The following is a 24,931-nucleotide window of genomic DNA, read 5'->3' on the forward strand; positions in this document are numbered from 1 at the left end:
CCCGGGTGACGCCCCACCTCCGACCCCGGCGGCGAGGACCCGGTACGCTGCCCCGTGCGCCCTCGTAGCTCAGGGGATAGAGCATCGGTTTCCTAAACCGTGTGTCGCAGGTTCGAATCCTGCCGGGGGCACTCACCTTTCGCCGGGTGAATCAGGCCCTGAGCAGCGGCAACGCGCTCGGGGCTTGATCTTTATGGTCAGTCGCTGTCAGCGGGAATCTGCCCCTGTTTGCCGCCATCCACGGACTCACGACGGACTGATCTTGAACACGGCAAAGGCCCCCGAGGTGGTCCCCGAGGGCCTTCCGCCTGAGTCGCGCGTCACGCTTCGAACAGACCTTCGATGGTCTTGTTCACGGTCTCCCGCTGCCCGTCGATGCACTTCGCGTAGACCTTCAGGAGCACGTCCACCGAGTGACCCGCACGCTCCGCGACTTCGGTAGCCGGGACGCCTCCGTTCAGCCAGAGCGACACTGCGGCGTGCCTCAGGTCGTACGGCCGTGCTGCCAGCGGAGACGCCACCTGAGCAGGTGTCAGGGCGTACTGACGGGCCTCCTCCCACACCCGGTAGTAGGTGGACGACGACACCACCCCGCCACCCAGCGACCGGAACAGCCGCCCGTCCGGGCCGACCCCATACCGGTCGAGGTGCTCACGCAGGATGCGGACGAGAACCGGCGGGATCGGCACCGGCCGCACCTCCTTCCGCCCCCGGTGCTTCAGCCCACGCCGGTCGTGAACCTCCCCGGAGTCCGTCCACCGCTTCCCAGCCGCCGGCCGCGACTCACCGAGCATCAGGAGGCCCCACCCGTCCTGAGGCAGGGTGCAGTCATCCTCTCGGAGCGCCAGGCCCTCAGCGGGCCGAGCAGCGGCGTAGTAGCCGGTGGCGAAGAAGGCCGCCAGGTGCGCGCCCCGGTCCAGGTTCCGCCGCCCGACGTAGGTCACCGCCGTCAACAGCCGCGCCACCTGACCAGGGTTCGCCACCACTCGGGGGTCAACCTGTTCGACCACCTTCGCGGCCTTCCGCTTCACCCTGGTCAGCGGGTTGTCCGGGATCAACTCCCGCTCGACCGCGTAAGACAGCAGGTTGAACAGCACAGCCCGTTTCCGCTGGTAGACCGTGGCCGCAGCCGCCTTGCCGTCCAGCTTCGACGCCAGCGCGTCCAGCAGCCCCCGCAACAGGACAGCGTCCGTCACCTCGAACAACGGCCGCGAGTTCCGCACGAGCCAGTCAACGATCTCCCGCTCCTCCCCCGACAACTCAAGATCACGAGTCGTCGGAGGCAACAGGTTCCGCGACAGCACACCCCGCAGCTCCGTGACCGCAGGCCGCCCGACGCCGTCCTTCACGAACGCAGCAGCCGCAGTCGCCAGCGCTTCCACGGTGCTACCCCGAGTCGTAGCGGCAGAATCCGGCCACTTCAGATCCATGTAGGACTGCGAGAACTCCAAGAACGACAACGAGTTTCGCCGTCGAAGCTCCGAGACGGGAAGCCCTGTCTCCACATCGAACGGTTCGCCCGCACGCGCAGCACGCATCAACTCGGACAGCCGTCCAGTGGCCAACGGCTTGTTGGCGTACCACTCGGAGTGTTCCTGCTTGTCCGTGAGCCACCGGACTCCCCACGGCCGCTTGCGCCCAGCCCGCTTCTTGATCTCCCAGAAGGTGACCTTGAACGTCGTTGTCATGCCGCCGCCCCGTACAGCGACTCCAGCCAGGCCACGAAGTCCACTCGTCGGCACCGCAGCTCCCCGTTCGGGAGCGAGAAGCAGCGCGGCCCCTTCCCGGTCTGCCGCCACTTGTAGAACGTGTCCCGCGAGACCCCACCTAGGGCCTCCAACATCTCCGGAACGGTCATCAACTGCCCCAGCTCACGCCCCTTGCCGTTCATCCCATCCCCCTGTTTACGCAGCTTGCGGAGTCGCCGAACGATCTGGCGGATTGGCCGAGGCGAGCAGCGCCGCCGTGTATTCGGCCTTCCATCGACGCCTCTCCGCGACCGCCCGCAACAGCAGGTGTGGCCTTGTGGGCACGTTCGGGTCACCGGGCTGCACGTTGTTCCAGACGACCCGTTTGGGCTGGTCGTCCCCGGTGATCCCCACGTCGGCAAGCAGTTGCCGAACGAATTCCTTGCGGTCGTGCTTGTGGTCCGCCAGCGACTTCCCGGACCACTTCCGCGACACCAACACCCGCCGCCCAGCAACGCCGAGCGTGGACCGCTTGTGCGCCTTCCCCTTGCACTTCCCAGGCTCCATCGAGACCCGAGCCCCACGCGGCTGAACCCCGTAGAGCAGCCACACCGGGCACTGCGGCGAGCACGGCGTGACAGCCAGCTCCGCACAGAGCCGCTCGGCGTGCTCCTCCTGCCGGGCCGTCTGGGCGTCGAAGCACTCGCCGATGCTCTTGGTCAGGTACTTCGTCAGGTACCCGATGTGCCGGCCAGCCTCGTCAGTCCCACCGAGGATGCCCTTGGAGTGCACCTGCACCCCGAACCTCGCGACGTGAGCGGGCGCATCCACCTGGTCCAACGCCTGCTCCCACGTGGGCAACGGCTCCCTCGTGGCCGGGTCCACGAACCCCTTGACCCGTGCATCCCACATCGGCAGCCGATCCCCGCCGTACTTCATCTCGTCGTGGCGGGGCCACCACACCTGGTGGTACGTGGCCTCAGCGACCGCCCGCAGCTCCGCCCGCGAGATGGACCCCCGGATAGCCGCGTGCCAGTGCGGCGCCAGCCGACGCTGAGGCTCGACGGTGGAGAAGTACTGGACATCCCACCCGACGCACCGCCGCAGGTTCTGCACGAACCGGTCCAGCAGCGCCGCGAAGTGCACCGCATCCCGAGCCGCCCGCCGGTAGTCGTAGGTCTTCGGGTCAACCGGCGTGCCATCGCTGCGCACCTTGCCGTAGCTGTCCAGCGTTAGCGTGAGGAAGGTCGAGGGCTGGTACTTGCCCCCGAACACCCGCCCGACCGTGCGCTTCTGCACGGGCCGCCGAGGCAGGTTCGGCGCATCCTGCCGCCGCCGAGTAGACCGCTTCCGCACAGCCCGAGGCCGAGCATCCAGCGCCGGAAGCTTCCCGCGGACTCCCATCAGCCGCAGCTCAGCATCAACCCCGGCAACCTCCTCCCGAACCTCCTCCGCTCCGACTTCGTCGTCCTCTTCGACGGCCTGGCGGTACGCCTTGACCAAGTCGGCCCGATAGGCCGTCATCGCCCGCTGATCCTCGCTGGGAGCATCCGGCGTGAAGTCGGGTTCCTCGGTGAGGTGCCAGCCCTCCCGACACTGGGCCATCCGCAGCCGCCGGTTCTTCTCCGCGCACGTGGGGCACACGCTGGCCACGGTCGAGCCGCACGCGACGGGCACGATGTCCACCCGCCCCGTGTCCAGGTCAACCCGCTCCTTGGCCAACGGCCGGACACACACGCCGTGCTCCTCAGCCACGGCCCGAGCCACATCCAGCGCCGCCGGCTGCTTCATGCGGTCCGCACGAGTCAGGTACTCACTCATGCCGCCGCCTCCCCCGCACCGTCCGGCCGAGTCGGGAAGTCGTGCACGGTCGCCGGGGCGAGGAACAAGCCCAGCTCGACCAGGTCCGCGTCCGTGACGTGGAAGGCCCGAGCCCGGTCCGGCTCCCGCTGCCCATCCACTTTGACCCAGGCCACACCGGGCGTGTTCTCGCTGATCTCGTGCGCCGCCGCGCCACGCTGCCGAACGCCGTCCCCCAGCACCATGTCCACCTGTTGCGGCTCGTCCAGCCGCAGCGCCACCCGAGTGGTGAACAGGTGCCGGAAGCTCACGACCTCCTTGCGCGGGTCTTGCACCAGCCCCACGACCGCGTATCCCGGTGCACGGCCCTGCGAGGTGATCGTCTGGATAGCCCGAGCCGCCCGCTCCCGGAGCTGCTTGTCGGGCTGGTAGGCGATCAGGTCCGCCAGCTCGTCCACCACCAGGACCGTGAACGGCTCCCCGGTGGACCGTGCCCACAAGCGTCGGATGCCCCGGTAGCGGGTGGCTCGTTCCTTGACCTCAGCGGCGATCTCTTCCAGCAGGGCGACGGCGTCCGGTCCGTTGTCGTAGACGACCCGGTCGAAGGCGTCCGGGCACTGCCCGAGTTCCATCCCGCCCTTGGGGTCAATCCCGACGAGTCGCACCAGCCCGGCCCTGACCGCCGGGGCGAGCTGCCACACCAGCGACCACAACACCGAGCCCTTGCCCGCGCCCGGCACTCCGACCACGAGCACCTGCGAGCCGAGCAGCCGCAGCCGCCACGGCTTGCCATTCTCCGTCCGGCCGACCGTGACGCGCCGAAGGTCCACGTCCGCCGAGTCCGCCAAGGCCGGGACCGGCAGGGGCCGCAGCAGCGGGTCACGGTGGACAAAGTCCAGCTCAACGACCCTCGGACGCAGCACCCGCACCCGGCACGACCGAGCCCCGAACGAGTGCGCCAACCCGTCCCGCCGCAGCTCCCACGCTTCCGGCGACTGGGCCGGGATCATCCGCACCCGAACCCGGTCCCGCCACCCCTCCGACCGCACCCGCCGCAGCGCCGGGCGGTGCTCACGACCCCTCGCGTCCTTGGACAGCTCAGCCAGCCGCACCACGGTCCGCCAACGAGGCACGTACACGGTCGCCCGCCGCCACTCGGTGAGCAGCCGATACCAGCAGTGCCGCAGGAACGACTCCCGCGCCAGCCCGTACCACACCGTCAGGGCACAGACCAGCGACAACAACGCCAGCACCAGCGGCGAGAGCCCGAACCGCAACCAGCACCAGGCCGCCAACCCCGGCACCAATGTGGCCACCGGGTACCGGACGACGACGAGCACCAGGCGCACGACCAACGCGACCGCCAGCCACACCAGCGCCAGCACGCCCGCGAGCCACTTCACCCTGCCCGGCAACAACATCCACCACGGCACCCGAGGCCGAGCACCCTCGAACGGAGCCGGGTCCACCCACTTCCCGCCGTTCATCGGACACCGCCGAAGTCCAGCTCCAGCGCCCCGACACAGCGGTCGCACTCCGTCTGCCCCACCAGCAACCGCGCGAACCTCTTGCACTTCGCGCACCGCATACGGGTGACCCACTCTGGCGCACGCTTGCGCCCATGCTTTACCGTCATCGCTGTTCACTCCGAGTCGGTGTGGACAACGCAGGAGCGGCAAGGTTGGTAGCCGGTGTCCGCTCCTGCGCCTCACGAAACCATTGCGCCGCAACAAGACGTGCGGCATCGCCACGTGACCCAGCAAGATCACGCGTGGTGTCCAAATAGGACTAGAGAACGTCACTCAGTCGGGAGCGCTTCCCCCTTCTCACGCTCACGCTTCGCCCAGTACAACGCCTCGTGGTGATGCCCCCGGTCGATCTCCGCGACCTGCCGGTACACCTCCGCCGACCGCAGGTAGAAGACCCGCCACCGCGACAGCGCAGCATCCGGCGCAGGCATGACCTTCCCCAACGCCTCGTGCGCGTCCTTGAGCGTCCGTACCGCGAAGGCGGCTTCCCAGGCGTCAGACTTCTTCCGCTGCTTCATCACCCGTCCCCTCCGCCAGTGCGTGACGCCCACCAGCCGACTCCAACCGATCGGCCACCTTCCACGCCTCCCGCGACAGCTCCCGACAGAGCCGCGCCAGAACCTCCCGCCCGCCGGGAAACGGCGGAATCTGCACCGTCAGGTTCACCGGGTCGAGGTAGATCACCAGGGCAGGGAGGTCCCCAACCGTGACGAGGGCAGCCGCGGCTTCCCTACCGGGGGTGCACGTCATGTTGAGCCCCATCAGCGAGCACCCCCACGGCGAGGAGCCGCGTCGAGCGCAGCTTGTCCTTCCGCGATCGCTTCGGCCAGGCGAGGCAGCGCCTCGCCATCCACCACCAGCACGGCCGGGAAGGCATTGCCAAGCCGGAACTCGACCCGCCCCGCGAATGCCAACGGCTCGACTCGGATTGGCAGGTCAGCGGTCACATGGAGCCGCACCATGTCCGCCACCTGGTCACGCGGCCTTGGTCGTCGCCTTGGCGACAACCGGCTTCATGCTCGACGCCCGCAGGCTGTAGCCGAGCTTCGCCCGGCACCGGTGGCGCTCACCCCCGTGGCTGCCCCGGCACGCCTTGTCGTCGATCCACGGCGTGACCGTCAGCCCCTCGAATACGACCGGCCGGACGTCCGTCCCCGGAATCGCCTCCGGTGGAACCGGCTGGTGCGGAGCCGCGATCTTCACCGTGACCACCGCGTCAGCCTTCCGCTCCGCCGCCTGGTCGATCACCAGCACCGACCACACCAACAGCCCGGACTCCTTGTCGGTCTCCTGCTGCACCGGCAAGCCCTTGGCCCGGTCCTCGGCCGACTGGAACTTGAGCACCGGCTCAACGCCCATCACCAGCGCGCCACGCGGGAAGACGAAGTCGTGCGACGTGGGGAGCCTGCTCCCGCCCGTGATCGCCATTGCCGTTCTCCTGTCGTCAGCGTCGGTCGGACGGTTCGTCCGACATCTCGACACCAACCACTTTCGGCAAAAAGCGGGGACGTCAGCACCGCATGGCCGGACATCTGAAGACGTCCTTGGTACCGTGAAGACGTCCCCAGTTGTACCGAAAGGGTGAACCATGCCGAACCAGCGCCTACGAGAGTCGTTGCTGCGCAACGGTTTTGACTTCACACAGGTGGCCAAGGCGACCGGCGTGGACCCGAAGACGGTCGAGCGCTGGATTACGCAGAACCGGACGCCGTACCCGCGCCACCGCCGAGCCATCGCGGCGATGGTGCGCGAGGACGAGAGCTACCTGTGGCCGGACGCGCTAGCCCCGGACACCAAGAAGGAGATCACCAAGTCCGAGGTGGTGCAGGTCTACCCGCACCGCCACTCGGTGCCCCAGGAGGTGTGGGCACACCTACTCGACCAGGCCCGGCTGAACATCTCGATCCTGGTCTACGCGGGCATGTTCCTCACCGACAACCCGAGCCTTATCAAGCTCCTGCGCAGAAAGGCCGAGGACGGCGTGAAGATCCGCCTGCTCCTGGGCGATCCCGCCAGTCGGGAGGTAGCCCGCCGCAGCGAGGAGGAGGGTATTGGCAAGGGCACCCTCGCGGCCAAAGTCCGCAACGCCCTGGCGTTCTTCAAGCCGCTAGCGGACGGCTCACATGCCGAGATCCGCTGCCACAAGACCACGCTCTACAACTCGATCTACAGGTTCGATGACGAGATGCTGGTCAACACGCACGTACACGGCTTCATGGCAGCTCACGCCCCGGTGTTGCACCTACGCCGCTTGTCCGGCGGAGACCTGTTCGAGACGTACGCGGAGAGCTTCCAGGGCGTGTGGGACGACGCCAAGCCACCCAAGTGGTAGGCAAGTAGTCATGGCGCGTACCGACCACTACAACGACCCCAACGCCCCGAAGGCGACCAACATCGTGGTCGCGGTGACCGCGTTCGTGCAGGACGAACAAGGCCGGCTACTCATGATCCGGCGGACCGACAACGACCTGTACTCCATCCCGGGCGGCGCTCAGGACGTAGGCGAGACGATCGGTCACACGGTGGTGCGCGAGGTCAAGGAGGAGACCGGGATCGACGTCGAACCGACCGATGTCATCGGCATCTACTCCGATCCTGCCCACGTCATCGCGTACACAGACGGCGAGGTGCGCCAGGAGTTCTCCATCTGCTTCCGCGCTCGACTCATCGGGGGCAAACTCCGTACAAGCAACGAGTCCAGCGAAGTTCACTGGGTTGCTCAGGAAGATCTCGCAACACTTCGAATCCATCCGTCGATCAGGCTCCGGATCGAGCATGGCTTTAGCGTGCTGCCAACGCCTTACTTCTCCAAGTGACTCACACCGGCTGCACGCATCCGCGCCTGCGTGCGCTCGACCGCTGCAACAAGCTCAGGCTCCGCCCTTTGGATAAACATCGTTACCAGATCGTCAGGCCCGTACCGCTGCTGGATCTCTGTTACCCGATCGTGGATGTTCGTCGGCTGCCCGTCGGGTGTCGTGGTCATGTCAGCCCACCACAAGGCGTCGCGCAGCTCGGTGGCTTCGTCATCCCACTCGGCAAGCTCCACAGACAGGCAGCGAAGTTCCGCCTCGATACGCGCACACGAGTGATGAGCAACCAGAGCACACAGACGTTCCGGGACACCCACGGTGCGGAGGTAGCGAGCACCGTCGAGGGAGTGGAAGCCCGTGAGCCTGACCCCAGGCGCGTAACCGATGTCATGAAGGAGTGCAGCAGCGATCAGGAGCTTGCCCTCTGGCGGGGGCAACAGCTTCGCGGCCTGTGAAGCGCGCGCTGCAACCCCCTGCACGTGGGACCACCGACGCGGTATCGCAGAGCTTAGCGTTGCTCGCGCCAGGTCCCACGCCGCAGTCGAGAGGTCCACAAGGAGACCTTAACCACCGAACGCACCATGTAGCACAGTGTCGGCCGGGCTACACTCGCCCGGTGTGGGCGGCCCAGATCCTTGATGCAGTCGAGAAGCGACTTCGCCGGAGTCACCGAGGTCGTAAGACGGTCTACCGGCGTGAGTGGCCCATCGCATCTGGTGCCACACGAGTCGACTTCGCGGCTATCAATGGAAAGATTATGGGCTGCGAGATCAAGAGTTCCCGCGACAACTTCTCCCGCCTAGCCTCACAAGTTTCCCTTTACAGCGCCGTGCTCGACGTTGCAGTGCTCGTGGTAGAAGGAGACTCCGCCACGCGTCGAGCCGAGTCAGCAGTTCCGGGATGGTGGGGGATATGGCAGGCAGCAGAATCGGGACAGGGTGTTGACTTGCATGTCGTTCGAACCCCAAGCGCAAACCCGTGCCCCGACCCACTTTCCCTGGCTCAATTGGTTCTGCGAGATGAAGCCTACGCGATTCTGAAGAAGCACAATCTCGCCACCGGCCTCCGCACCGCCACCAGATGGCAGCTATGGAATAGGCTTGCGGATGAAATTCCACTTCAAAGGCTTCAGTACGATATCAGGGAAGCTATCAAGGCTCGCCAAGGGTCGTGAGCCGACGCACGACGAAGTCGAGGTGATGAGTCGTGCCCATCTCACGCCACGTTGCACCGTTCCCAGGACCACCGAATGAGCGGGGATCAGCAATCCGCGCATCTGCAGCACCCAACGCTGCACCTGCAAACTGCGGGTGGCTGGCGATTTTCTCGCACACTTCGTAGAACTGCTCGTTACCTCGTGGATCGCTTCGCTTTCCCTTTAGCACAAGCCAACTGTCGGAGACAGTGTAACGCAACTGCGGGGCAGGCGGGAACGGAGGCCCGCTCGACAACAGAGGGTAGGACACAGCGTAATCTCCGAAAACCGGCAGGCGCGGTAGGCGACGACGCCCTCTCACTGCATCCCACAAAGCAGCATCGTATCGAGGAAAATCACCAATGGTGCGAGGGGCAATCGTGGACAGGTCCACCGGGAAAGCCCCCGCAGTGACGACGACATGTCGCCACTCATCGACCCCGTCCGTGTCCCTGAGCACGTCAGCGACCATACGTGCACCGGCCCTGACGGCAATATCCCCCTGAACCACAGCAAGGTCCAAGATCAACACGGCGTCTGGCCGGGCGATATTCAGATCACCGAGGAGCGCGGAAACCGCATCGTTGACATCGTCCGGATCCTCATCCATGTCTTCGACATTGAGCCGGATAGCTATCCCGCTCCCATAATTCAGGTGCGTATCACGCGCGTCCGCACGAGCCAGCTCGCCATCCGCGAGTCGGACAACCGGAATAGCGCCGATTCCAAGCTCGCGCACCTTAGAGAGGGCATAGGCGACCACACCTTGGTCGCCCTGGACAGGGCCTGCAGCACCAAGCAGGCCAGTATCGACCATAAGCCTTTCCCCACCCCAAGGAGTCAGCTTCTTCGCAGTGCGTTCGATGGTGCGTTGGATCGCGTCAGGATCATCGGGTTCCGAGGGGACTATCTCAAGCAAGGGGAGCACGGAGGCCCGCGTAATAGGTTGAATCTTCCCGAGGGCTGACAACTCGCCCTGCCGCGCCTTTAGCACCGGCACGTACAAGGACTCAGGCACGACGCCTCCCGCCCTTCACCCTTTTCCTCGGCAGTGAAACTACGTCATCGATGAATCTAGACTGCCTTGCGGGACCGAGCCTCACTTCTCCAGGAGCGAGTGAGTCCGCTCCCATACGAAAAACCGGAGCCGAATCAGAAACCGCAGAATCCTTAGCCGCGTCCAGCTTCTCTATAACCCACTGCCTAATCAAGGCACTAGGTGGCACGTCCAAGCTTTCAGCAAGCTCTCGCAATTCGTTGATACGGGACACCGGAATGCGCACTGCGTACACTTGGGAAGGGTCTTCAGCTCGCTTACGGCCACGCTGTCCCCGAGGAGGAGCGACTTCCCCTCGCTCCTCCGCTTCTGCTTGCGCCTTGGCCTCGGCGGCCTCACGCGCCAGCATGTCTCGCACGCTCTCGCTCATCCGCCCTCCTCGTACTGCTCCACGTCCTTCGCGCCAGCCTTCCAGGCCGTCGCACCCCACCACCTGGTGCCGGGCGGGCTGTCTTTCGGTGCAACCACGACCGTCACAAGAAACCCAGCCGAGGCCGATCGGCCAGTGACCTTGACGGTCATCCCAGACTGACTGCCAGCCGAGCGCACCCACCGGCGTGGATCTTGACACGCCTCGGTCGCCCACTCCACGCGAACGTCCTGCTCTGACGTGCCCTTCCTCGCTGAACGTCGCGCCGGGTCATGATCACCCACCTCCGACCAGTCCACATCCTCGAAGACAAGATCGCCATAGGGCACACCGTCGTAGTCGTCTTCACCAGCCGGCACACCGACAGTCTAGATATCCGTAATACGGAAAACAAGTCACCCGCCCAGGCGTATTACACGGAGTCACCTCCTGCGCGAGCAGCGGTGGACCGTGCAGCCTCTGCCGAATTGAGCTCTACGGGATCAAGGCGTGCCGCCTGCGGCGGCGCGCGGCTGGGCAGTCCTCGCGTTGGCACCGACTCCCCGCATCACGGCACGCCGGGCTCCCGCTTCGCTCCGCCCGTCGGCCGTGCGCGGAGTCGGTGCACGTGGACCGGAGGCGGCGCGTGAGGGTGGCGAGCTGGATGCCGAAGAGGCTCGGAGGTCAACCGGTCGGGACGATCGCGCGGTTACCCGGCTAGCGTGGGCTGGGCACGGCGATCGGCTGCCGCGACGGCTTCGCCGCCTTGCCAACGGAACATGCGACTGGCCGGGGTGAGGTCGCCGGAAGCGGCCCGGTGCGGACTACGGACTCCTGGCGGACTCAGAGCGCGGAGCAGTGACGGCCGAAAGGTCGTCTGCGCTGGTCACGGGGTACGGGACACCGTGTGTCCCACGAGCCTTCCTAAACCGTGTGTCGCAGGTTCGAATCCTGCCGGGGGCACTCACCTTTCGCCGGGTGAATCAGGCCCTGAGCAGCGGAAACGCGCTCGGGGCTTGATCTTTACCATCAGTCGCCGTCGGCTGGGATCTGACGACTCGTCATCTCCAAGTCCCAGACCAGCCGCGCGTCGGTGAGCCGCCGACCGACCAGGGCACGCATGCGCGCCGCGTGCGTCATGGCGTCAGCGACGCCGTTGCCCCAGGCGCCTTCTGGGGAGTGGCGTCGGGCGGGGTTTGGTCCTCAGTGGTGGGTGGGGTGGTGTGGAGGATGGCTCTGGCTTGTTCGGCGGCTCTGGTGATGCTTTCCGAGACGAAGTCCACGAAGCGGGCGATGTTTTGCAGGCGGGTGCCGGCTGGGGTGGTTTGGCCTAGAACATGGACGCCTTGGCGGGCTGTTTCCGCCAGGCGCGTGGTGGCTTGGGCGCTGGCGATCATGGATTGGTACCAGACGTCGTCGTCCACCACGTAGCGTTCTCGGCGGCGGTCGTCGCGTTCTCGTCTCACCAAGCCTTGTTCTTCCAGGAAGGCGATGGCCTTGGAGATGGACGCCGGGCTGACCTGTAGGCGCCGCACCAGGTCCGCGGCGGTCAGGCTGCCGGCGTCGGTCATGTAGAGGCAGGTCATGACCCTGGCCATCATCTTCGGCGTGCCGGTCTGGATCAGGACCGTGGTGAACAGGTCCTCGTACTCGCGCATCGCCTCCGGGTCGCGACCGTGCTCCAAGGGCACCTGGCGCGGACCCCTCGGGGACGCCTGCTTGCGGCGGCGGGCTCGGCGTTCTGTGGCGTGGTGGGCCAGGTCCGCTCGGTAGGCGGTGGGGCCGCCGTTGCGCATCACCTCTCGGGTGACGGTCGAGGTCGGACGGTCGAGGCTGCGCGCGATCTCCGCGTAGGCCAAGCCGTCGGCCAAGCCCAGCGCGATCTGCTGGCGCTCCCGTTGGGTGAGCCGTCCTCCTGGCATCCGAGCCTCCGGGCCTCGCGGGTGTCCTGTGACTGCCCCACCATAGCGTTCGTTCGGATCTCATTGCAACGTAGCGGTGGTGCCTGTTGCGTTCTATGACAGAGTCGTTGCAATGATTCGTGTGGCTTGAGCTGCTGAAATCGTGCCAGAGTGCAAAGTTGGTGTTGTTCGGAGGTGCGAACGCAACGTAGCGTTTGCTGTGTCAGAAACAGCCGGTCGAACGCCAGGAGTGAGAACGATGCAGACCTTCGCCACCCCCGCCCCCATCTCCGCCCTCCTCGACATCCCCGCCGGCCAGGTCCGGTTCATCGCCGCCGACCGGGACGACACCACCGTCGAAGTCCGGCCGGCCGACCCCGCCAAGAGCCGTGACGTCAAGGTCGCCGAGCAGACCGTGGTCGAGTACGGCGACGGCGTCCTCCAGATCACCGCCGAGGCCAAGAACCAGCTCTTCGGCGCCTCCGGGTACATCGAGGTGACCGTCCAACTGCCCGCGGGCTCCCGCGTCGAGGCCAAGGCCGCCAGTGCCGACGTCCGCGGCGTCGGGCGGCTCGGCGAGGTCGCCTTCGAGGGTTCGCACGGGTCGGTCAAGCTGGACGAAGCCGCCGGCGTCCGGCTCGCCACGCACGCCGGCGACGTCACCGTCGGCCGCCTCACCGGTCCGGCCGAGATCAGCACCGGCAAGGGCGACATCCGGATCGCCGAGGCCGTCCGCGGCACGCTCGACCTCACCACCCGGGCCGGCGACGTGACGGTGGACGCCGCCACCGGGGTCTCCGCCTCCCTGGACGCCGGCACCTCCTACGGCCGCATCCACAACGCCCTCAAGAACAGCGACGGCACGGCGGCACTGGCCATCCGCGCGACCACCTCGTACGGCGACATCACCGCCCGCAGCCTCTGACCTCGCAGCGTTCTAGAGGGCGGAACGCGCGGCCTGCCGGACCTCCTCCGCGTGGGCGATCGCCTCGGGCAACTCGTCCTCCGGGTCGTCCACGTGGTCGGTCGAGTTCTCCAGGAGGTCCATCGCGTACTCCGACAACGCGAGCGCGGTTTCCGGGAAACCCGTGTCGATCAGGTCGTCCACGTCTTCCAGCGTGTGGTGGATGTGGCTGAAATAGGCGTCTTCCGGGTTCGTCTCGACGGCGCGGCGCAGCCGGTCGCGGAGGCCTTCGGCGTTGGCGTTCATCGCGGCCACCAGTTGGTCCACGAGCCAGTTCTTCTCCTGCGCCAGGAGGAAAGTGCGCCACCGGTCGTCCGGTGGCGGTTCGGGGCTCGACTCGCGGAGCCAGTGCAGGGCGGTGGCCACGCGGTGGGCGCAGAAGGTGGCCGTGACGCCTTCCGGGCAGGTGCACCGGCCGGTCAGGCCGGAACGGGTCACCGTCAGGTCGACCCGGGTGCCACCCACGGTCGCCCGCACGGCCGTCCCCTCCACGGCCAAGTGCTCGACCCGCTCGACCAACCCCGTGCCCGTCTCGAACGACCCCGCGCCGGCCAGGGCTCGGATGGAAGCCTCGCTCACCTCTACCGCGACCATGCCCGCGGATCCTGCCAGGCCGGACCACCGCCCGAGCACATTCGATCCCGCATTCCGCAGAACTGCGGCGGAGAAACCCGGACAAGTGAGCAAGGTGCAGTTGCTCCATTTGTGGGGGTCGGTGGAACGTCGTCGTCCCGGCATCCGATCCACCGGACGTGGTCGGACCGGACCAGTGCCGGCGGGCCGTCCGGCGGGCGCGGGGAACCCACGCCCGCCGGGGTCGGGGCCGTCACTTGCTGTCGTCGCCGTTGCCGCCACCGTTCATCGCCGATCACCTCCACCCCGGTATGGCGGCCCGGAGGTGGAGCGGGCGGGTCCGTCAGGTACCGGGTGAGGGGGTGAGCAGGGTGGTCAGGCGGGATCTCAGGGCGGCGACCGCGGGGTGGTACGCCGACTCCCTGCCGTCGGTGGTCTCCTTCAGCCAGCGTTCCACCAGGCGGATCAGCTCGTCGGCCTGCGACAGCACCGGCTCGCGGTCCGGGGCCACGCCGGTTTCCACCGCCAGCAGGAGCACGGGGGCGGCGCGCAGGGCGAACAGGCAGTCGTCCAGGCGGGGGTGCAGGCGGCCGGGGGTGAAGCGCGGGTCGGCCATGACCTGTCGGACCCACGCGAACGCCTGCCCGGCCCACTCCTCCGCCTCGGCCGGCACCAGCCGCGCCAACGCGGCTGCGGCGTCCGCGGCCAGGTACAGGCTGCGCGCCAACGGGCGGAAGTCGCGGTCCCGGTTGAACAGGCGCGTCCGGCCCGGGATCACCGAGTGGGTGAACAGGTGCAGCGCCGCCCGCAGGTCCGGCTCCGAATCCTTGTTGCCGCCCAGGAAGGCGGCGTAGTTGTGCAACGGGAAGCTGATGGCGCTGTGGTCCGCGTCCGGGGCGAACAGGTCCACCTCGATGGCCTCCGCGAACGCCGCCCAGTACCGGCGCAGCGGGTCGGTCGGCTCGGCGGCGGTGAAGGCGCGCGACAGGTTCAGCTCCATGCACGTCACCGCCAGCACGTCCGCGAGGGTGCCGCGGTCGAGGGAGCCGGACGCCAGGCACGCGTCGGCGGCCTCCCGGAGCGCGGTCACGGTGGACGCGTCGGCGGTGCCGGCGTGGCGCCGCACGCCCGCCCGCTGGACGGCCAGGCGCAGGCGGGTCTCCGGGACCAGCGGGTCCGCGGGATCGACCGTCGACAGGAGCGCTTCCACCGCGTCGAGCAGGGCGGCGAACTCCGGGCCGGTCACCCACGACGACGGCGCGAGCAGACCCATCTGCCGCACGATCCCCATGGCCGCCAACACGACCGCTCTTCGCGCCAGCACGGGCAGCACGGCCACGTGAGCGGGCGAGGGCAGGCGGACCGGACGGGCGATCGCGTCGGCCAGGGCGTCGGCGAACTCGTCGGCCCGCGCCAGCAGGCCCGGTCCGTGCGCCCACGTCTCGACCAGCTCCCGCACCAGGCCGGACGACGGCACCATCGCCTCGACCACCGCCTGGCCCGGCTCGCGCTCGCTCACCCACACGTACCCGGCGCTGTCCGGCGCGCCCATGTCCACCATGAGGCTGATCAGCAGCTCCACCAACCGGTCGCCGACACCCGCGCCGCCCGCGCTCGCGCGGCCCTCGGCGGAGGGCAGGGCGCCGGTCGCGTTCAGCCGGGCCACCGCGACGCCGTCGAGGAAGTCCAGGTCGCGCGGCCTGGTCACCGGATCGCCGGACCCGGGCGGCGCGGCGCCGATCTCGCAGCGCGCCTTCGGCCGGGACGCCAGGCGGTCGGCCCACGGGAACAGCGGCGCGCTGAGCGACTCGCGCTGGATCGCCCGCGCCTTGATCGCCGCGACGACCAGCGCCGGCTGCGACCGGTAGACCTCCACGGCGGTGGCGGCCCACGCCGCGATCCACTGCACGGTCGGCAGCTCGCCGCCGTCGCCCGCGCGCAGCAGCGGCAGGGCGGTCGTGATGGCCTCGGTGACCGGCGCGAGCAGGACGTTGGTCGCGGTCAGCACCACGGCGGCCTTGGTGTCCGGCCCGAACCGGTTGACCGTCGCCGGGACGATCTCGTTGGGCAGCGCCCGGCCCGACGTCGGCACCACCGCCCGGTCGTGCACGACCCACTCGCCGTCGTGCTCCCGCTCGCGCAGCTCGGCCTGGGCCGCCCGGGTGGGCAGCGGCGCGCCGCGGGCGATCTCCGACGCGGTGATCGTGGTGAAGTCGCAGACCCAGGTCAGCGGCCGGAACGGGTTCTGCTCGGACGGCACGCCGAACAGCGGGGCCACCTTCCGGGCCAGCCGCGCGGGCACCAGCTCCGACCGCTTCTCGACCACCAGGGGCACGACCGCGGGCAGCAACGCCATCCGTCCCTCCAACTCCAGTGCCGACTACATCACGGTTCCATATCGCACTCACATAAGATCCTATGTAAGAGTAGAAAACTACCTATGAGTCTGCGGCAGAACTCACTCCTCTCGCCCGAAGTCGTCACCGCCGCCCTGGCCGAGCTGCGCGGGTCCAGGGCCGCCCTCCACCGCAGCCACCTGGTCGCCCGCTGCGACCTGGGGCTCGCCATGCCCGGCCTGCGGTTCGGGCACGCCGCGCCGGCGTCCGGGTTCGTGCTCTCCGGTGACTGCGTCTGCCGCGACCTGGTGGCCGACGTCCTGCACATCGTCTCGGTGTTCCTGACGGAGCACGGGACGGACCGCACCAACCCGGCGGGAGCCGTCCGCGCGCACGTCCGCAAGCGGGTCGTCGACGTGTTCCGCGCCTACCGGGCCGACCGCGGCGCGCAGGTCAAGCCCAAGCAGGTCCGGCAGAACCGCTTCGGCCGCGCCTTACCCGACGAGGAGCACCGCGCCGTGCTCGGCCACCTGGCCGACGAGGCGGGCTACTCCGCGCCCCTGCCCGGCCACGGGTACCTCCTGCGCAGGCTCGCCGAGCGCTGTGCCGCCGAGTTCGGCGAGCCGGTGCCGTACTACCTCGAACGCATGCCGAACATCCTGCGCACCGTCAAGCAGGTGTGCAGCGCCGGGACCCGGGTCAACGTCGGCACCCGGACCGCCCCCGAGTACGTGACCTGGTACGACGCGTACATCGAACGGCCGCTGGGCCGCCGGCCGGACGCCGCCGCCCGCAGCCTGTCCGACGACGCCGCCTGGGCCGCCGTCGCCGACCCGGGCGCGGCCCGCGCGTTCGACGCCGTCACCGAGGCCGAGCCGGACCCCGACGCCGCCGTGGTCGCCACCGTCGTGGACCGGGTCGCGGCCGTCGCGCCCGCCGACCAGCCCCGGACCGTCCGCACGGCCGTCCGCGTCCTGGCCGACCGGGGGCTGCTGCCGCCGGACCGGGCCGCCGCCCTGCTGGCCGACCCGGACCGCCTGGACGACGTGCTGTCCCGGGCCCGCGAGGTCGTCGTCGCCGGAGGCCGTCGTGGCTGACCGGGACCCCGCGGCGGACGAGGCGCTGCACGAGCGCGCGCTGTACCTGGCCGGCGCGATCGAGGTGCACGCCGACCGCGTGGACCCCGCCGAGGCCGGCTCGACCGGGTTCGCCCACCTCGACCGGTTCACCGGGGGCGGCGCCACGCCCGAGGCCGCCGAACTGGGCGTGCTGCTGCTGGAGTTCGCCCTCGACCGCCTCCCCGACCACCCGGAGGCCGCCCACTGGCACTACCGCGCCGGCGACGCGCTGAGCTTCCTGGCCGAGGAGACCGACTCGACCGCCCGGCTGGACGCGGCCCTGGTCCACCTGACCGCCGCCGCGACGACCGCGACCGGCGACCTGGCCGGGTGGGCCGCCGCCGAGACCGCCGCGCTGACCGCGACCCGGCTGGCCGCCGCCGCGCGCGACGAGGACCTGTCCCCCGAGGAGGTCCGCCGGCTGACCGACGTCCTGGACGCGCTGGACCCCGGCGAGGCCGACCGCGTCGACTTCCTGCTCGAACGCGCGCACGCCCACCGCTGGGCCTACGTGCGCACCCTCGACCCCGCTGACCTCGACCACGTGGTGACCGGGATGGCCGCCGCGCTGCCCGGGATCGAGGACGTCGTGGCACGCGTGGAGGCGTTGGAGTCGCTCATCGCCGTGCACGAGGAGCGCTTCCTGCTGACCCGGTCGCTCGACGCGCTGGAGGAGGCCCTCGCGGCGGCCGTCGAGGCCCGGGCGCTGGTCGCCGACGACCCGGACCGGTCGCCGTGGGCGCGGGTCGCCGTCGCCGCGCTGAAGTCCGCCCGCTACTGGAACACCGAGGACAAGGACGACGCCGACCGCGACGAGGCCATCGCCGAGTACACCGCCGTGGACGCCGACGTCGGCCTGGAGGACCGGCACGCCCGCGACTACGGGTTCCTGCTGTGCTTCCGCGGCGGCGTCACGGGCGACGCCGAGGACATCAAGGCGGGCATCGACGTCCTGGGCAGCGTGCCCGAGGACTGGACGGTCGCCGGCGCCATCGCCGAGGCGCACGAGTTCCTCGTGCCGCTGGACGGGACGCACCACCTGTGGGACGCGATCGACTGGTGCACGCGCGCCCTGGCGCACCCCGAACCGGACACCGACGACGTGCTGGACGTCCGGACCCGGCGGCTGGAGGCGGTCGAGGTCGCGGCCCGCGAGTTCGGCATCGGCGCGGTGCTGCAACGCGACGACGTCCGCGCCATGCTCGCCGACGCCGAGACCGCCGTGCGCACCGCGCCCGCCGACGTGAGCCCGCGGGCCCGCGCGCGGCTGGCGATGCGGACGGTCGTGGTGCGGACGCAGTGGATGGCCGAGTTCCTGCCGGTCGGCGACACCGACGGGCTGCGGGCGGCCGTCGAGGCGCAGATCGACCTGCTGGACGGGGTCAAGGCGGCGGTCCCGGCGGCGGACCACGGTGTCGTGGAGGCGCTGTCGAGCCTGATCGGCATGATGCGGCACGCGTTCATCGGCGGGTCCGGCGGTCTCGCGGGCGACTTCGACAGCCTGGTGGACACGATGCTGCCGAAGTCGGACCCGGCCGCCCCGCCGACGCCCGAGGCCGCGGCGGAGCAGGCCATGACCGCCTACCTGCGCCGGACCTACGAGCGGGTCGCGGCGGGCCGGGACCCGCGGGAACTGGTCGGCGACCTCACCGCGCTGGTGTGGCAGGTCGACGCGCTGCCGCCGTCGGAGCAGCGGGACACGATGGAGCAGATCCTGCGGACGCTGACCCGCGTCGCCGGGCCGCAGGGCTTCGCCGACCCGGCGCTGCCCCGGCTCGGCGACTCCGAGGACGGCGAGGTGGCCCGGCTGTTCGGGACGGCCACCGACTGGCGGGCGGCGCTGGACGCCGGGGACCCGCGGCAGGCGCTGTGGGCGTACGAAGCGGTCGAACGGGCCGCCGCCGGGGTGCGGCCGAACGCGGTGATGGAGTTCGCGGCGCAGATGGTGCGCGGGATGACCAAGGCGCGGCTGTCCGCCGTGGTGCCGACCGACCCGGCCGCGCTGGACGCCTCGATCGCCGAGCTGGAGACGGCCTGGCGGGACGGGGGCGGGCTGGGCGCGGCGGCCGACCTGGGGTCGCGGCTGCGGTTGCGCGACCGGGAGGGGGACCGGGCGGCGAGCCGGAGGACGGCGGCGGAAGCCCTGGTCGCGGAGGTCGGCCGGGTCGCCGCGCGGTTCGGCACGGACGGCGCGGGGTCCGCGGGCGGTGCTGGCTCGGCGGGCGGGGCGGGCTCTGGGCAGGGGTCGGACGAGTCGCTGGTGGTCGCGGAGCACCTGACCGCCTGGTGCCTGGACGACGACGCGCCCGACGACCTGGTGCGGGTGCTCGAAGGGCGGCGGGCGCTGGCCCTGGCGGCCGGGGGTGGGCGGGACGACGCGGTCGTCACCGGGCCGGACGACGTGCGGCAGGCGTTGCGGGCGGCGGGTGCGGGCGTGCTCGTCTACCTGGTGCCGGAGTGCGCGGCGCACCGCGGGGTGGCGGTGGTGGTGCCGGTGGACGGGCCGGTCCGGGTGGTCGCCCTGCCGGAGTTGACGACCGGTCCACTCGCCCGGTTCGCGGCCACCCGCGACGCCCGGTACGCCAACCCCACGCCGACGACCGTGCGGGCCTGGCGGGCATCGCTGGCCGACGTCTGCGCGTGGGCGTGGCGGGCCGCCGGCGCGGAACTGGTCGAGGCGGCCGGCGCCGAACGGCTGGTGCTCGTGCCGGTGGGACCGCTGGGCCTGGTGCCGTGGGTGGCCGCGTGGCGCGAGGTCGACGGGCGGCGGCGGTACCTCGTCGAGGACGTGGACGTGTCGTTGGCGCCGTCCGGCCGGGTGCTGGCGTCGGCCGCCGCACGGCCCGCCGGCTCGGGAACGGTGTTCGTCGGCAACCCGGACCGGGACGACGCGTCGGCCGCGGTGGTCGCGGAAGGGCTGCGGGACACGTTCCACCCGGATGGCCGGTTCCTCGGCGGGCACGGGCAGCCGCCCCGGCCGTGGCGGGTGTCCGACGACGGCGCGGGCACGCCGGCCGAGATCCGCGCGGCGCTGGCCGACGGGCTCTCCGTGCTGCACCTGGGGTGCCGCGCGGTGTCGGACGTCGAGGCGCCGCACCGGTCCCGCGTCACCCTGCACGACGGCGCGCCGCTGCCGCTCACCGAACCGGTCGACGCCGACCTGGTCACCCTGGCCGGCCACACGGCCACCGACGGGTCGCACGACGACGCCCGGACACTGCCGTCGGTGTTCCTGACGCTCGGGGCGCGGTCCGTGCTGGCCACCCGGTGGCCCGCGCCGACCGCCCACCTCGTGCACCTGGTCCACCAGCACTGGCACGGCTCCCCCGGCACCGCCCTGCGCGCCGCGCAGCTGCGCGTGCTGGACCCGCGGTTCGACCGGACGCACCTGCCCGCGCACCTGTGGGACCTGGTCCCGACCGACCCGGCCGAGATCGAGAACTGGGCGGCGCTCGCCCACTTCGGGCGGTGACTCGTGAGTCCACTGTGGACCGTGAGGGCCGGCCGTCCGTCAAGTACGGGTGTGGTGGGGAACGTGCTGTGGGCGCTCGCGGGGGCGTTGGCCGTCGCGCTGGCGGTCACCGCGTGGACGTGGCCGGTCGCGGTCCGGCGCAGGCGGGCGCACGCGGCGCTGGTGCGCGACGCCGTGGCCCGGATGTGCGCGCAGGGCGACCGGCCCACCCGGTTGGGCCGGCTCGCCCGGGACGTCGTGGACGTGCTGCTGCGCCAGGACGAGGGCGCGGCGGTGCTCGGGCGGACGCCGGGCGCGGACGTGGACCGGCTGGCCGACCGGCCGGAGGACGCGGCGCTGCTGGTGTCGGCCGAGGCCGTCACCGCGCCGCACCCGTTGGGGCGCCGGGACGAGCCGGTGGACGACAGCGCGTGGCGGGTGCCCGGCCGGGCGCCGCGGGTCGCCGACCACCCCGAGCCCGCCGACCTGTGCGCGCGGGCGCGGCGGACGGCGCAGCGGCGGATCGCGCGGGCCCGGCTCGTGCTCGCGCAGGCCGACCGGCTCGGCGACGACGCGGAGCGGGAGTGCCGGGAGCGGTTGCGCGCGGCGTTCGACCGCGCCGAGGACCAGGTCCGGGCCGCCGGTGCGCAGGCGGACGCGCTCGCCGCGCTGCGGGCGCTGACGCGGGTGGAGCTGCCGGTGCCGGAGGACGGCGTGCCGGGGCAGGCCGACGCGCCGGACCTGCGGGCGCAGGTGAACGCGCTGGCCCGGCTCGCGCTGCGGCACCGGGCGGCGGTCGCGGCCCACCGCGGCACCCCGCAGGTGATCACCGGCCACGCCACACCAGCCGGCGGAACCGACCGCGCCACACCGGCCGGCGGGGAGGAGGGGGCGTGAGCGACGTCGACGAGCTGCCCTACCGGCGGCGGGAGCGGTTCGTGGACCGGTGGCGGGGGCGGCGGGACGGGCGGCGGCGGCAGCCGGCGTTCGGGGACCTCGTCGAGGCGACCGCCGACGGCGGCATGGTCACCGCCCAGCACCCGGAGAACCTGATCTGGCAGTCCGTCGGCCGCATCGAGCAGGAGAAGCTGCGGTTCGAGGCCCGCACCGCCGCGGACCGCGCCGCGCTGGCCCGGTTGCGCGAGGAGTTGGACGCCGCCGTCGTCGGGCTGGACCGAAGCACCGCCGCCCTCGCCGCCGCCGAGGCCGAGCTGGACGAAGCCGAGCTGCGGCCACGCAACCACGCCGAGCTGCTGCCGGAGAACCGGGCCGTCCTCCTGAGCCGGCGCGACGACATGCGCAACCGGCGCATCGCGGCGGCCCGCGGCGACGAGGCCGCCCAGTTCGCCGCCGTCAACGCCGTCACCAGCCGGATCGCCGCGGTCAAGGAGCAGATCCGGACCGAGTTCGTCCGCACCCAGGACCTCGCCCGGCGGGAAGGCGCGCGTTGCGCCGTCCGGGTCGCGACCTACTGGGAGAACGTCGTCCTGGTGCACCCCGAGGGCACGCACCTCGCGCCGGTGCTGCGGTTCGCCGCGCAGGCCCTGCCCTCCTGGGTGACCGACCCGCCCGACGGCGACCCCGCCGAACTGGGGCGCGGCCCGGTGGACCTGCACCGCGTCGCCCAGAACCTGGAGCGCCTGCCCAGCCGCGACCACCGCCGCAGCCGACCGGCCACGCACGCCCGCCCCGAGCACACCCAGAACACCGAGCACACCCAGAACACCGAGCGCACCGAGGACACCGCATGAAATCGCTGCACATGCTGCGGGCGTCCCTCGCCCTGCGCAAGGTCCGAGCCCGCCTGCCGCGGCTGCGCGGCACGCCCGAACCCGAGCTGGACCTCACCCCCGTGCGCGCCCGGCTGGACGAGATGCTCGCCCGGGTCACCCCCGCCACCGCCTGGCAGGCCGGCCGCGTCCTGGAGTCCTATGTGGACAACCACCTCACGGAGTGGCTCGCGAAGGTCGCGCTGCACCACGAGACCGTGGCCACCGAGGTGGACCTGCTCGCCGCCCGCGTCGCCGAGGTGCGCGCGCTCTACGAGGTCCACCACGACCACCAGTCCGGCGTGCTGGACCACCTGGAGGGCGCGGTGTCGCACGCGCTGGAGCGGGTCAGCGACCCCGACTCCCCCTACTACCAACCCGAACCCCGCCTCCGGCGCAGGAAGGGGAACCGATGACGACACCGGGCGTGGTCCGGCGCCGGCCGGTGATCCACGGCGACCCGTCGCAGATCGTCGGCCCGCCGTGGACCGCCGGGCTGTACTACTTCGTCCTGCTCGCCGCCGCCGGCGTGGACGTCGTGACCTTCCACCAGGTGCTGATGGCGGCCGTGGACGAGGAGGAAGTGTTCCTCTGGGTCATGGTCGTCGGGTTCACCGTGGTGTGCCTGGCCCTGTCGCACACGGTCGGCCAGCAGGCCCGGCAGGCCGTCGCGACCCGGCACGTGGTGGGCGCGCGCACGACCGCGTTGCTGTGCCTGGTGGGCTGGGTGGCGCTGGGCCTGGCCGCGTTCGTGTTCCGGTGGAACTACGCGGGCGCGGACGTCGCCTCCTCGATCCCGATCGTGATCGACGGCCGGGAGTCCGTCGGGGACGCGGACGCCGGCGCGCGGGAGCGGCACCTGTCCGCGATGTTGTTCCTCAGCCTGTACGTGGCCACCGGGCTGGTGTCCGGCGTCGCCGGCTACCTGCGGCACAACCCGGCCGCCCGCCAGTACGCGCGGGCGCTGTCGCGGCGGTCCAAGGCGGCGGCCAAGCAGGCCCGGATCGAGTCCCGGCTCACCGCGGCCACCGAGCTGGCCGAGGCCGTCGAGCGCGTCCGGCGGCAACGCGAGGCCGACTGGGCCGCGCTGGAGGGGCGCTGCCGGTCGGCGGTCGAGAAGTTGAAGAACGAGACCAGGCTCGCGCTGCTGGAGAAGGCCGGACCGCCGCGGCTCCCGGCGCCGGACCGGGGAGAGGACCCGCGATGACCCACCGCCTGACCCGTGCGCTGGCCGGCTGCCTGACCCTGGCCGCGCTCGCCGCGTGCTCGGCCACCGAGACGCCCGCCCCGAAGCTGCCCGACGGCGGCTGCCCGGCCGACGGCGGGCAGGCGTTGACGCTCGTCGTCGGCGCGCGCATGGGCAGCCCGCGCCCGACCCTGCCCGGCGAGGTCGAGGGCCTGGTGCGGACGGCCGCCCGCGACAACCGCAAGGTGCAGGTCGTGCGCGTGGACGGGCAGCCGACCGTGGCGCTGGCCGCGGACGTCCAGATCACCGGCAAGAACGAGACCCAGCGCGAGAAGCAGGTCGCGGAGCTGGTCGGCCGGGTCAAGACCTTCGTCGAGCAGTTGGAGCCCAAGCAGGCGGAGGCCGACGTGCTGGGCGCGCTGTCCGAGGCGGCGCGGGTGACGCCGGAGGGCGGGACGCTGGTCCTGGTGGACTCCGGGCTGGCGACGGCCGGCGCGGTGTCGTTCCGCGAGGCGGGCATGTGGGGCGCGAACCCCGGCGAGGTGGCCGACTTCCTCGCCGCCCAGCGGCTGCTGCCCGCGCTGACCGGGCGGTCGGTGCTGCTGGTGGGCCTCGGCGGCACCGCCGACCCGCAGCCCGCGCTGAACGAGGACCTGCGCGGGCGGGTCGGCAGGCTGTGGGAGGCGGTGGTGAAGAAGGCCGGCGCGGCGTGCGCGGGCGTGCTGGCCGTCGCGTCGCGGCGCGACGCGTTCCCGACGACCGTGCCGGTGACCGTGGTGGCGTTGCCCGAGGAGCCCAAGCCCGTCCCGTGCGGCACGACCAAGCTGGAGGACAGCGGGTCGGTCGGGTTCGTGCCGGACACCGCCGACCTGCGCGACCCGGCCGCCGCGGACCGGACCCTCCAGGCGCTGGCCGGGGTGGTCGCGGGCGGGGCGCAGCGGGTGACGCTGGTCGGCAACACCGCGGGCGGCGGACCGGCCGCGGGCCACGTCGAGCTGTCCACGCGGCGGGCCGAGGCGGTGAAGTCGATCCTGGTGCGGCTGGGCGTGCCGGCCGACCGGATCGCGACCCGCGGCGACGGCAACTCCGGGCCGTACCACGAGAACGACCTCGGGCCGGACGGGGTGCTGATCCCGGCGGCGGCGGCGCGCAACCGGTCGGTCGTGGTCGAGCTGAGCTGCCCGCGGTGACCCGGGCCGCCG

24 protein-coding genes and 1 tRNA gene are annotated in these 24,931 nt (G+C 71.0%); 12 read left to right on the plus strand and 13 right to left on the minus strand.

Translation table 11 applies throughout. The features are described from left to right. The first annotated feature begins 58 nt into the window (after positions 1-58). A tRNA-Arg gene (locus tag ABD126_RS06460) sits at positions 59-131 on the plus strand. 189 nt (positions 132-320) lie between these two features. Here ABD126_RS06460 and ABD126_RS06465 read toward each other — a convergent pair. The 8 genes from ABD126_RS06465 to ABD126_RS06500 form a co-directional block, all read right to left on the minus strand. Continuing rightward, positions 321-1,688 (minus strand): tyrosine-type recombinase/integrase, encoded by a 1,368-nt coding sequence (locus ABD126_RS06465; RefSeq protein WP_343932701.1) that lies wholly within the window; start codon positions 1,686-1,688, stop codon positions 321-323. After that, entirely contained in the window at positions 1,685-1,891 is a 207-nt protein-coding gene (locus tag ABD126_RS06470; protein WP_343932702.1) for a helix-turn-helix transcriptional regulator, read from the minus strand. The genes ABD126_RS06465 and ABD126_RS06470 overlap by 4 nt, the downstream gene beginning before the upstream one ends. A gap of 13 nt (positions 1,892-1,904) precedes the next feature. Beyond that, the gene (locus ABD126_RS06475; RefSeq protein ID WP_343932703.1) at positions 1,905-3,509 is read right to left on the minus strand and encodes a replication initiator; all 1,605 of its coding nucleotides are present in this window, start codon (positions 3,507-3,509) and stop codon (positions 1,905-1,907) included. After that, positions 3,506-4,975, minus strand: coding sequence for an FtsK/SpoIIIE domain-containing protein (locus ABD126_RS06480; RefSeq protein WP_343932704.1), 1,470 nt, complete (start codon positions 4,973-4,975; stop codon positions 3,506-3,508). The genes ABD126_RS06475 and ABD126_RS06480 overlap by 4 nt, the downstream gene beginning before the upstream one ends. Positions 4,976-5,286: 311 nt before the next feature. Then, positions 5,287-5,535 carry an AMED_5909 family protein gene (locus ABD126_RS06485; RefSeq protein WP_343932705.1) on the minus strand — a complete coding sequence of 83 codons (249 nt, stop codon included), beginning with the start codon at positions 5,533-5,535 and terminating at the stop codon, positions 5,287-5,289. Then, positions 5,513-5,701 carry a hypothetical protein gene (locus ABD126_RS06490; RefSeq protein ID WP_343932706.1) on the minus strand — a complete coding sequence of 63 codons (189 nt, stop codon included), beginning with the start codon at positions 5,699-5,701 and terminating at the stop codon, positions 5,513-5,515. The genes ABD126_RS06485 and ABD126_RS06490 overlap by 23 nt, the downstream gene beginning before the upstream one ends. Positions 5,702-5,778: 77 nt before the next feature. Continuing rightward, entirely contained in the window at positions 5,779-5,964 is a 186-nt protein-coding gene (locus tag ABD126_RS06495; protein ID WP_343932707.1) for a hypothetical protein, read from the minus strand. 28 nt (positions 5,965-5,992) lie between these two features. Next, a complete protein-coding gene (locus ABD126_RS06500) occupies positions 5,993-6,445 on the minus strand; it encodes a hypothetical protein (RefSeq protein ID WP_343932708.1) in 453 nt (150 codons plus the stop codon). Between the two features lie 160 nt (positions 6,446-6,605). Here ABD126_RS06500 and ABD126_RS06505 point away from each other — a divergent pair, with 160 nt between their 5' ends. Then, complete coding sequence (locus tag ABD126_RS06505; protein ID WP_343932709.1) at positions 6,606-7,349, plus strand: DUF5919 domain-containing protein; 744 nt, start codon at positions 6,606-6,608, stop codon at positions 7,347-7,349. A gap of 10 nt (positions 7,350-7,359) precedes the next feature. Next, on the plus strand, positions 7,360-7,833 hold the full coding sequence (locus tag ABD126_RS06510) for an NUDIX hydrolase (protein ID WP_343932710.1): 474 nt from the start codon (positions 7,360-7,362) through the stop codon (positions 7,831-7,833). On the opposite strand, the gene ABD126_RS06515 is transcribed toward ABD126_RS06510, so the two are convergent. Further along, positions 7,818-8,384, minus strand: a complete 567-nt coding sequence (locus ABD126_RS06515) for an HD domain-containing protein (RefSeq protein WP_343932711.1) — start codon at positions 8,382-8,384, stop codon at positions 7,818-7,820. The genes ABD126_RS06510 and ABD126_RS06515 overlap by 16 nt on opposite strands. A gap of 62 nt (positions 8,385-8,446) precedes the next feature. Between ABD126_RS06515 and ABD126_RS38770 the strand changes: the two genes are divergently transcribed. Then, positions 8,447-9,004, plus strand: a complete 558-nt coding sequence (locus tag ABD126_RS38770; RefSeq protein WP_425542752.1) for a sce7726 family protein — start codon at positions 8,447-8,449, stop codon at positions 9,002-9,004. Here ABD126_RS38770 and ABD126_RS06520 read toward each other — a convergent pair. Both ABD126_RS06520 and ABD126_RS06525 read right to left on the minus strand, forming a co-directional pair. Next, complete coding sequence (locus tag ABD126_RS06520; RefSeq protein WP_343932712.1) at positions 8,982-10,043, minus strand: beta family protein; 1,062 nt, start codon at positions 10,041-10,043, stop codon at positions 8,982-8,984. The two genes, ABD126_RS38770 and ABD126_RS06520, sit on opposite strands and share 23 nt — an antisense overlap. A gap of 1,524 nt (positions 10,044-11,567) precedes the next feature. Then, the gene (locus tag ABD126_RS06525) at positions 11,568-12,353 is read right to left on the minus strand and encodes a GbsR/MarR family transcriptional regulator (RefSeq protein WP_343932713.1); all 786 of its coding nucleotides are present in this window, start codon (positions 12,351-12,353) and stop codon (positions 11,568-11,570) included. 238 nt (positions 12,354-12,591) lie between these two features. Here ABD126_RS06525 and ABD126_RS06530 point away from each other — a divergent pair, with 238 nt between their 5' ends. Continuing rightward, on the plus strand, positions 12,592-13,257 hold the full coding sequence (locus tag ABD126_RS06530; RefSeq protein WP_343932714.1) for a DUF4097 family beta strand repeat-containing protein: 666 nt from the start codon (positions 12,592-12,594) through the stop codon (positions 13,255-13,257). Between the two features lie 12 nt (positions 13,258-13,269). Here the strand turns inward: ABD126_RS06530 and ABD126_RS06535 are convergent, their stop codons facing one another. Together ABD126_RS06535 and ABD126_RS06540 are read right to left on the minus strand one after the other, a co-directional pair. Beyond that, entirely contained in the window at positions 13,270-13,890 is a 621-nt protein-coding gene (locus ABD126_RS06535; RefSeq protein WP_343932715.1) for an SWIM zinc finger family protein, read from the minus strand. Between the two features lie 322 nt (positions 13,891-14,212). Then, entirely contained in the window at positions 14,213-16,225 is a 2,013-nt protein-coding gene (locus ABD126_RS06540; RefSeq protein ID WP_343932716.1) for a hypothetical protein, read from the minus strand. An 84-nt stretch (positions 16,226-16,309) separates the two neighbouring features. On the opposite strand from ABD126_RS06540, the gene ABD126_RS06545 reads away from it, so the two are divergent. Genes ABD126_RS06545 through ABD126_RS06575 form a run of 7 tightly spaced genes read left to right on the plus strand, consistent with a single transcriptional unit; the run spans position 16,310 to position 24,919 of the window. Beyond that, complete coding sequence (locus ABD126_RS06545) at positions 16,310-17,302, plus strand: hypothetical protein (protein ID WP_343932717.1); 993 nt, start codon at positions 16,310-16,312, stop codon at positions 17,300-17,302. Further along, the gene (locus ABD126_RS06550; protein WP_343932718.1) at positions 17,295-20,795 is read left to right on the plus strand and encodes a CHAT domain-containing protein; all 3,501 of its coding nucleotides are present in this window, start codon (positions 17,295-17,297) and stop codon (positions 20,793-20,795) included. Before ABD126_RS06545 ends, ABD126_RS06550 begins: the two co-directional genes overlap by 8 nt. Positions 20,796-20,849: 54 nt before the next feature. Continuing rightward, on the plus strand, positions 20,850-21,671 hold the full coding sequence (locus tag ABD126_RS06555; protein WP_343932719.1) for a hypothetical protein: 822 nt from the start codon (positions 20,850-20,852) through the stop codon (positions 21,669-21,671). Further along, positions 21,668-22,525 carry a hypothetical protein gene (locus tag ABD126_RS06560; protein WP_343932720.1) on the plus strand — a complete coding sequence of 286 codons (858 nt, stop codon included), beginning with the start codon at positions 21,668-21,670 and terminating at the stop codon, positions 22,523-22,525. The genes ABD126_RS06555 and ABD126_RS06560 overlap by 4 nt, the downstream gene beginning before the upstream one ends. Beyond that, positions 22,522-22,959 (plus strand): hypothetical protein, encoded by a 438-nt coding sequence (locus ABD126_RS06565; protein WP_343932722.1) that lies wholly within the window; start codon positions 22,522-22,524, stop codon positions 22,957-22,959. The genes ABD126_RS06560 and ABD126_RS06565 overlap by 4 nt, the downstream gene beginning before the upstream one ends. After that, positions 22,956-23,750 (plus strand): hypothetical protein, encoded by a 795-nt coding sequence (locus ABD126_RS06570; protein ID WP_343932723.1) that lies wholly within the window; start codon positions 22,956-22,958, stop codon positions 23,748-23,750. Before ABD126_RS06565 ends, ABD126_RS06570 begins: the two co-directional genes overlap by 4 nt. Then, positions 23,747-24,919: an OmpA family protein gene (locus ABD126_RS06575; RefSeq protein WP_343932724.1), complete on the plus strand. Its 1,173-nt coding sequence runs from the start codon at positions 23,747-23,749 to the stop codon at positions 24,917-24,919. Before ABD126_RS06570 ends, ABD126_RS06575 begins: the two co-directional genes overlap by 4 nt. Positions 24,920-24,931 lie beyond the last annotated feature (12 nt).

Origin of the sequence: Saccharothrix mutabilis subsp. mutabilis (genome assembly GCF_039521145.1) — a bacterium.
GTDB classification, from domain to species: domain Bacteria; phylum Actinomycetota; class Actinomycetes; order Mycobacteriales; family Pseudonocardiaceae; genus Actinosynnema; species Actinosynnema mutabilis.

Excerpts from the sequence above, each read along its gene's own strand:
- ABD126_RS06530 (WP_343932714.1), top strand. The coding sequence starts at position 12,592 with ATGCAGACCTTCGCCACCCCCGCCCCCATCTCCGCCCTCCTCGACATC.
- ABD126_RS06480 (WP_343932704.1), bottom strand. The coding sequence starts at position 4,975 with ATGAACGGCGGGAAGTGGGTGGACCCGGCTCCGTTCGAGGGTGCTCGG.
- ABD126_RS06465 (WP_343932701.1), bottom strand. The coding sequence starts at position 1,688 with ATGACAACGACGTTCAAGGTCACCTTCTGGGAGATCAAGAAGCGGGCT.
- ABD126_RS06470 (WP_343932702.1), bottom strand. The coding sequence starts at position 1,891 with ATGAACGGCAAGGGGCGTGAGCTGGGGCAGTTGATGACCGTTCCGGAG.
- ABD126_RS06535 (WP_343932715.1), bottom strand. The coding sequence starts at position 13,890 with ATGGTCGCGGTAGAGGTGAGCGAGGCTTCCATCCGAGCCCTGGCCGGC.
- ABD126_RS06540 (WP_343932716.1), bottom strand. The coding sequence starts at position 16,225 with ATGGCGTTGCTGCCCGCGGTCGTGCCCCTGGTGGTCGAGAAGCGGTCG.
- ABD126_RS06505 (WP_343932709.1), top strand. The coding sequence starts at position 6,606 with ATGCCGAACCAGCGCCTACGAGAGTCGTTGCTGCGCAACGGTTTTGAC.
- ABD126_RS06525 (WP_343932713.1), bottom strand. The coding sequence starts at position 12,353 with ATGCCAGGAGGACGGCTCACCCAACGGGAGCGCCAGCAGATCGCGCTG.
- ABD126_RS06570 (WP_343932723.1), top strand. The coding sequence starts at position 22,956 with ATGACGACACCGGGCGTGGTCCGGCGCCGGCCGGTGATCCACGGCGAC.
- ABD126_RS06575 (WP_343932724.1), top strand. The coding sequence starts at position 23,747 with ATGACCCACCGCCTGACCCGTGCGCTGGCCGGCTGCCTGACCCTGGCC.
- ABD126_RS06565 (WP_343932722.1), top strand. The coding sequence starts at position 22,522 with ATGAAATCGCTGCACATGCTGCGGGCGTCCCTCGCCCTGCGCAAGGTC.
- ABD126_RS06485 (WP_343932705.1), bottom strand. The coding sequence starts at position 5,535 with ATGAAGCAGCGGAAGAAGTCTGACGCCTGGGAAGCCGCCTTCGCGGTA.
- ABD126_RS06475 (WP_343932703.1), bottom strand. The coding sequence starts at position 3,509 with ATGAGTGAGTACCTGACTCGTGCGGACCGCATGAAGCAGCCGGCGGCG.
- ABD126_RS06545 (WP_343932717.1), top strand. The coding sequence starts at position 16,310 with ATGAGTCTGCGGCAGAACTCACTCCTCTCGCCCGAAGTCGTCACCGCC.
- ABD126_RS06510 (WP_343932710.1), top strand. The coding sequence starts at position 7,360 with ATGGCGCGTACCGACCACTACAACGACCCCAACGCCCCGAAGGCGACC.
- ABD126_RS06500 (WP_343932708.1), bottom strand. The coding sequence starts at position 6,445 with ATGGCGATCACGGGCGGGAGCAGGCTCCCCACGTCGCACGACTTCGTC.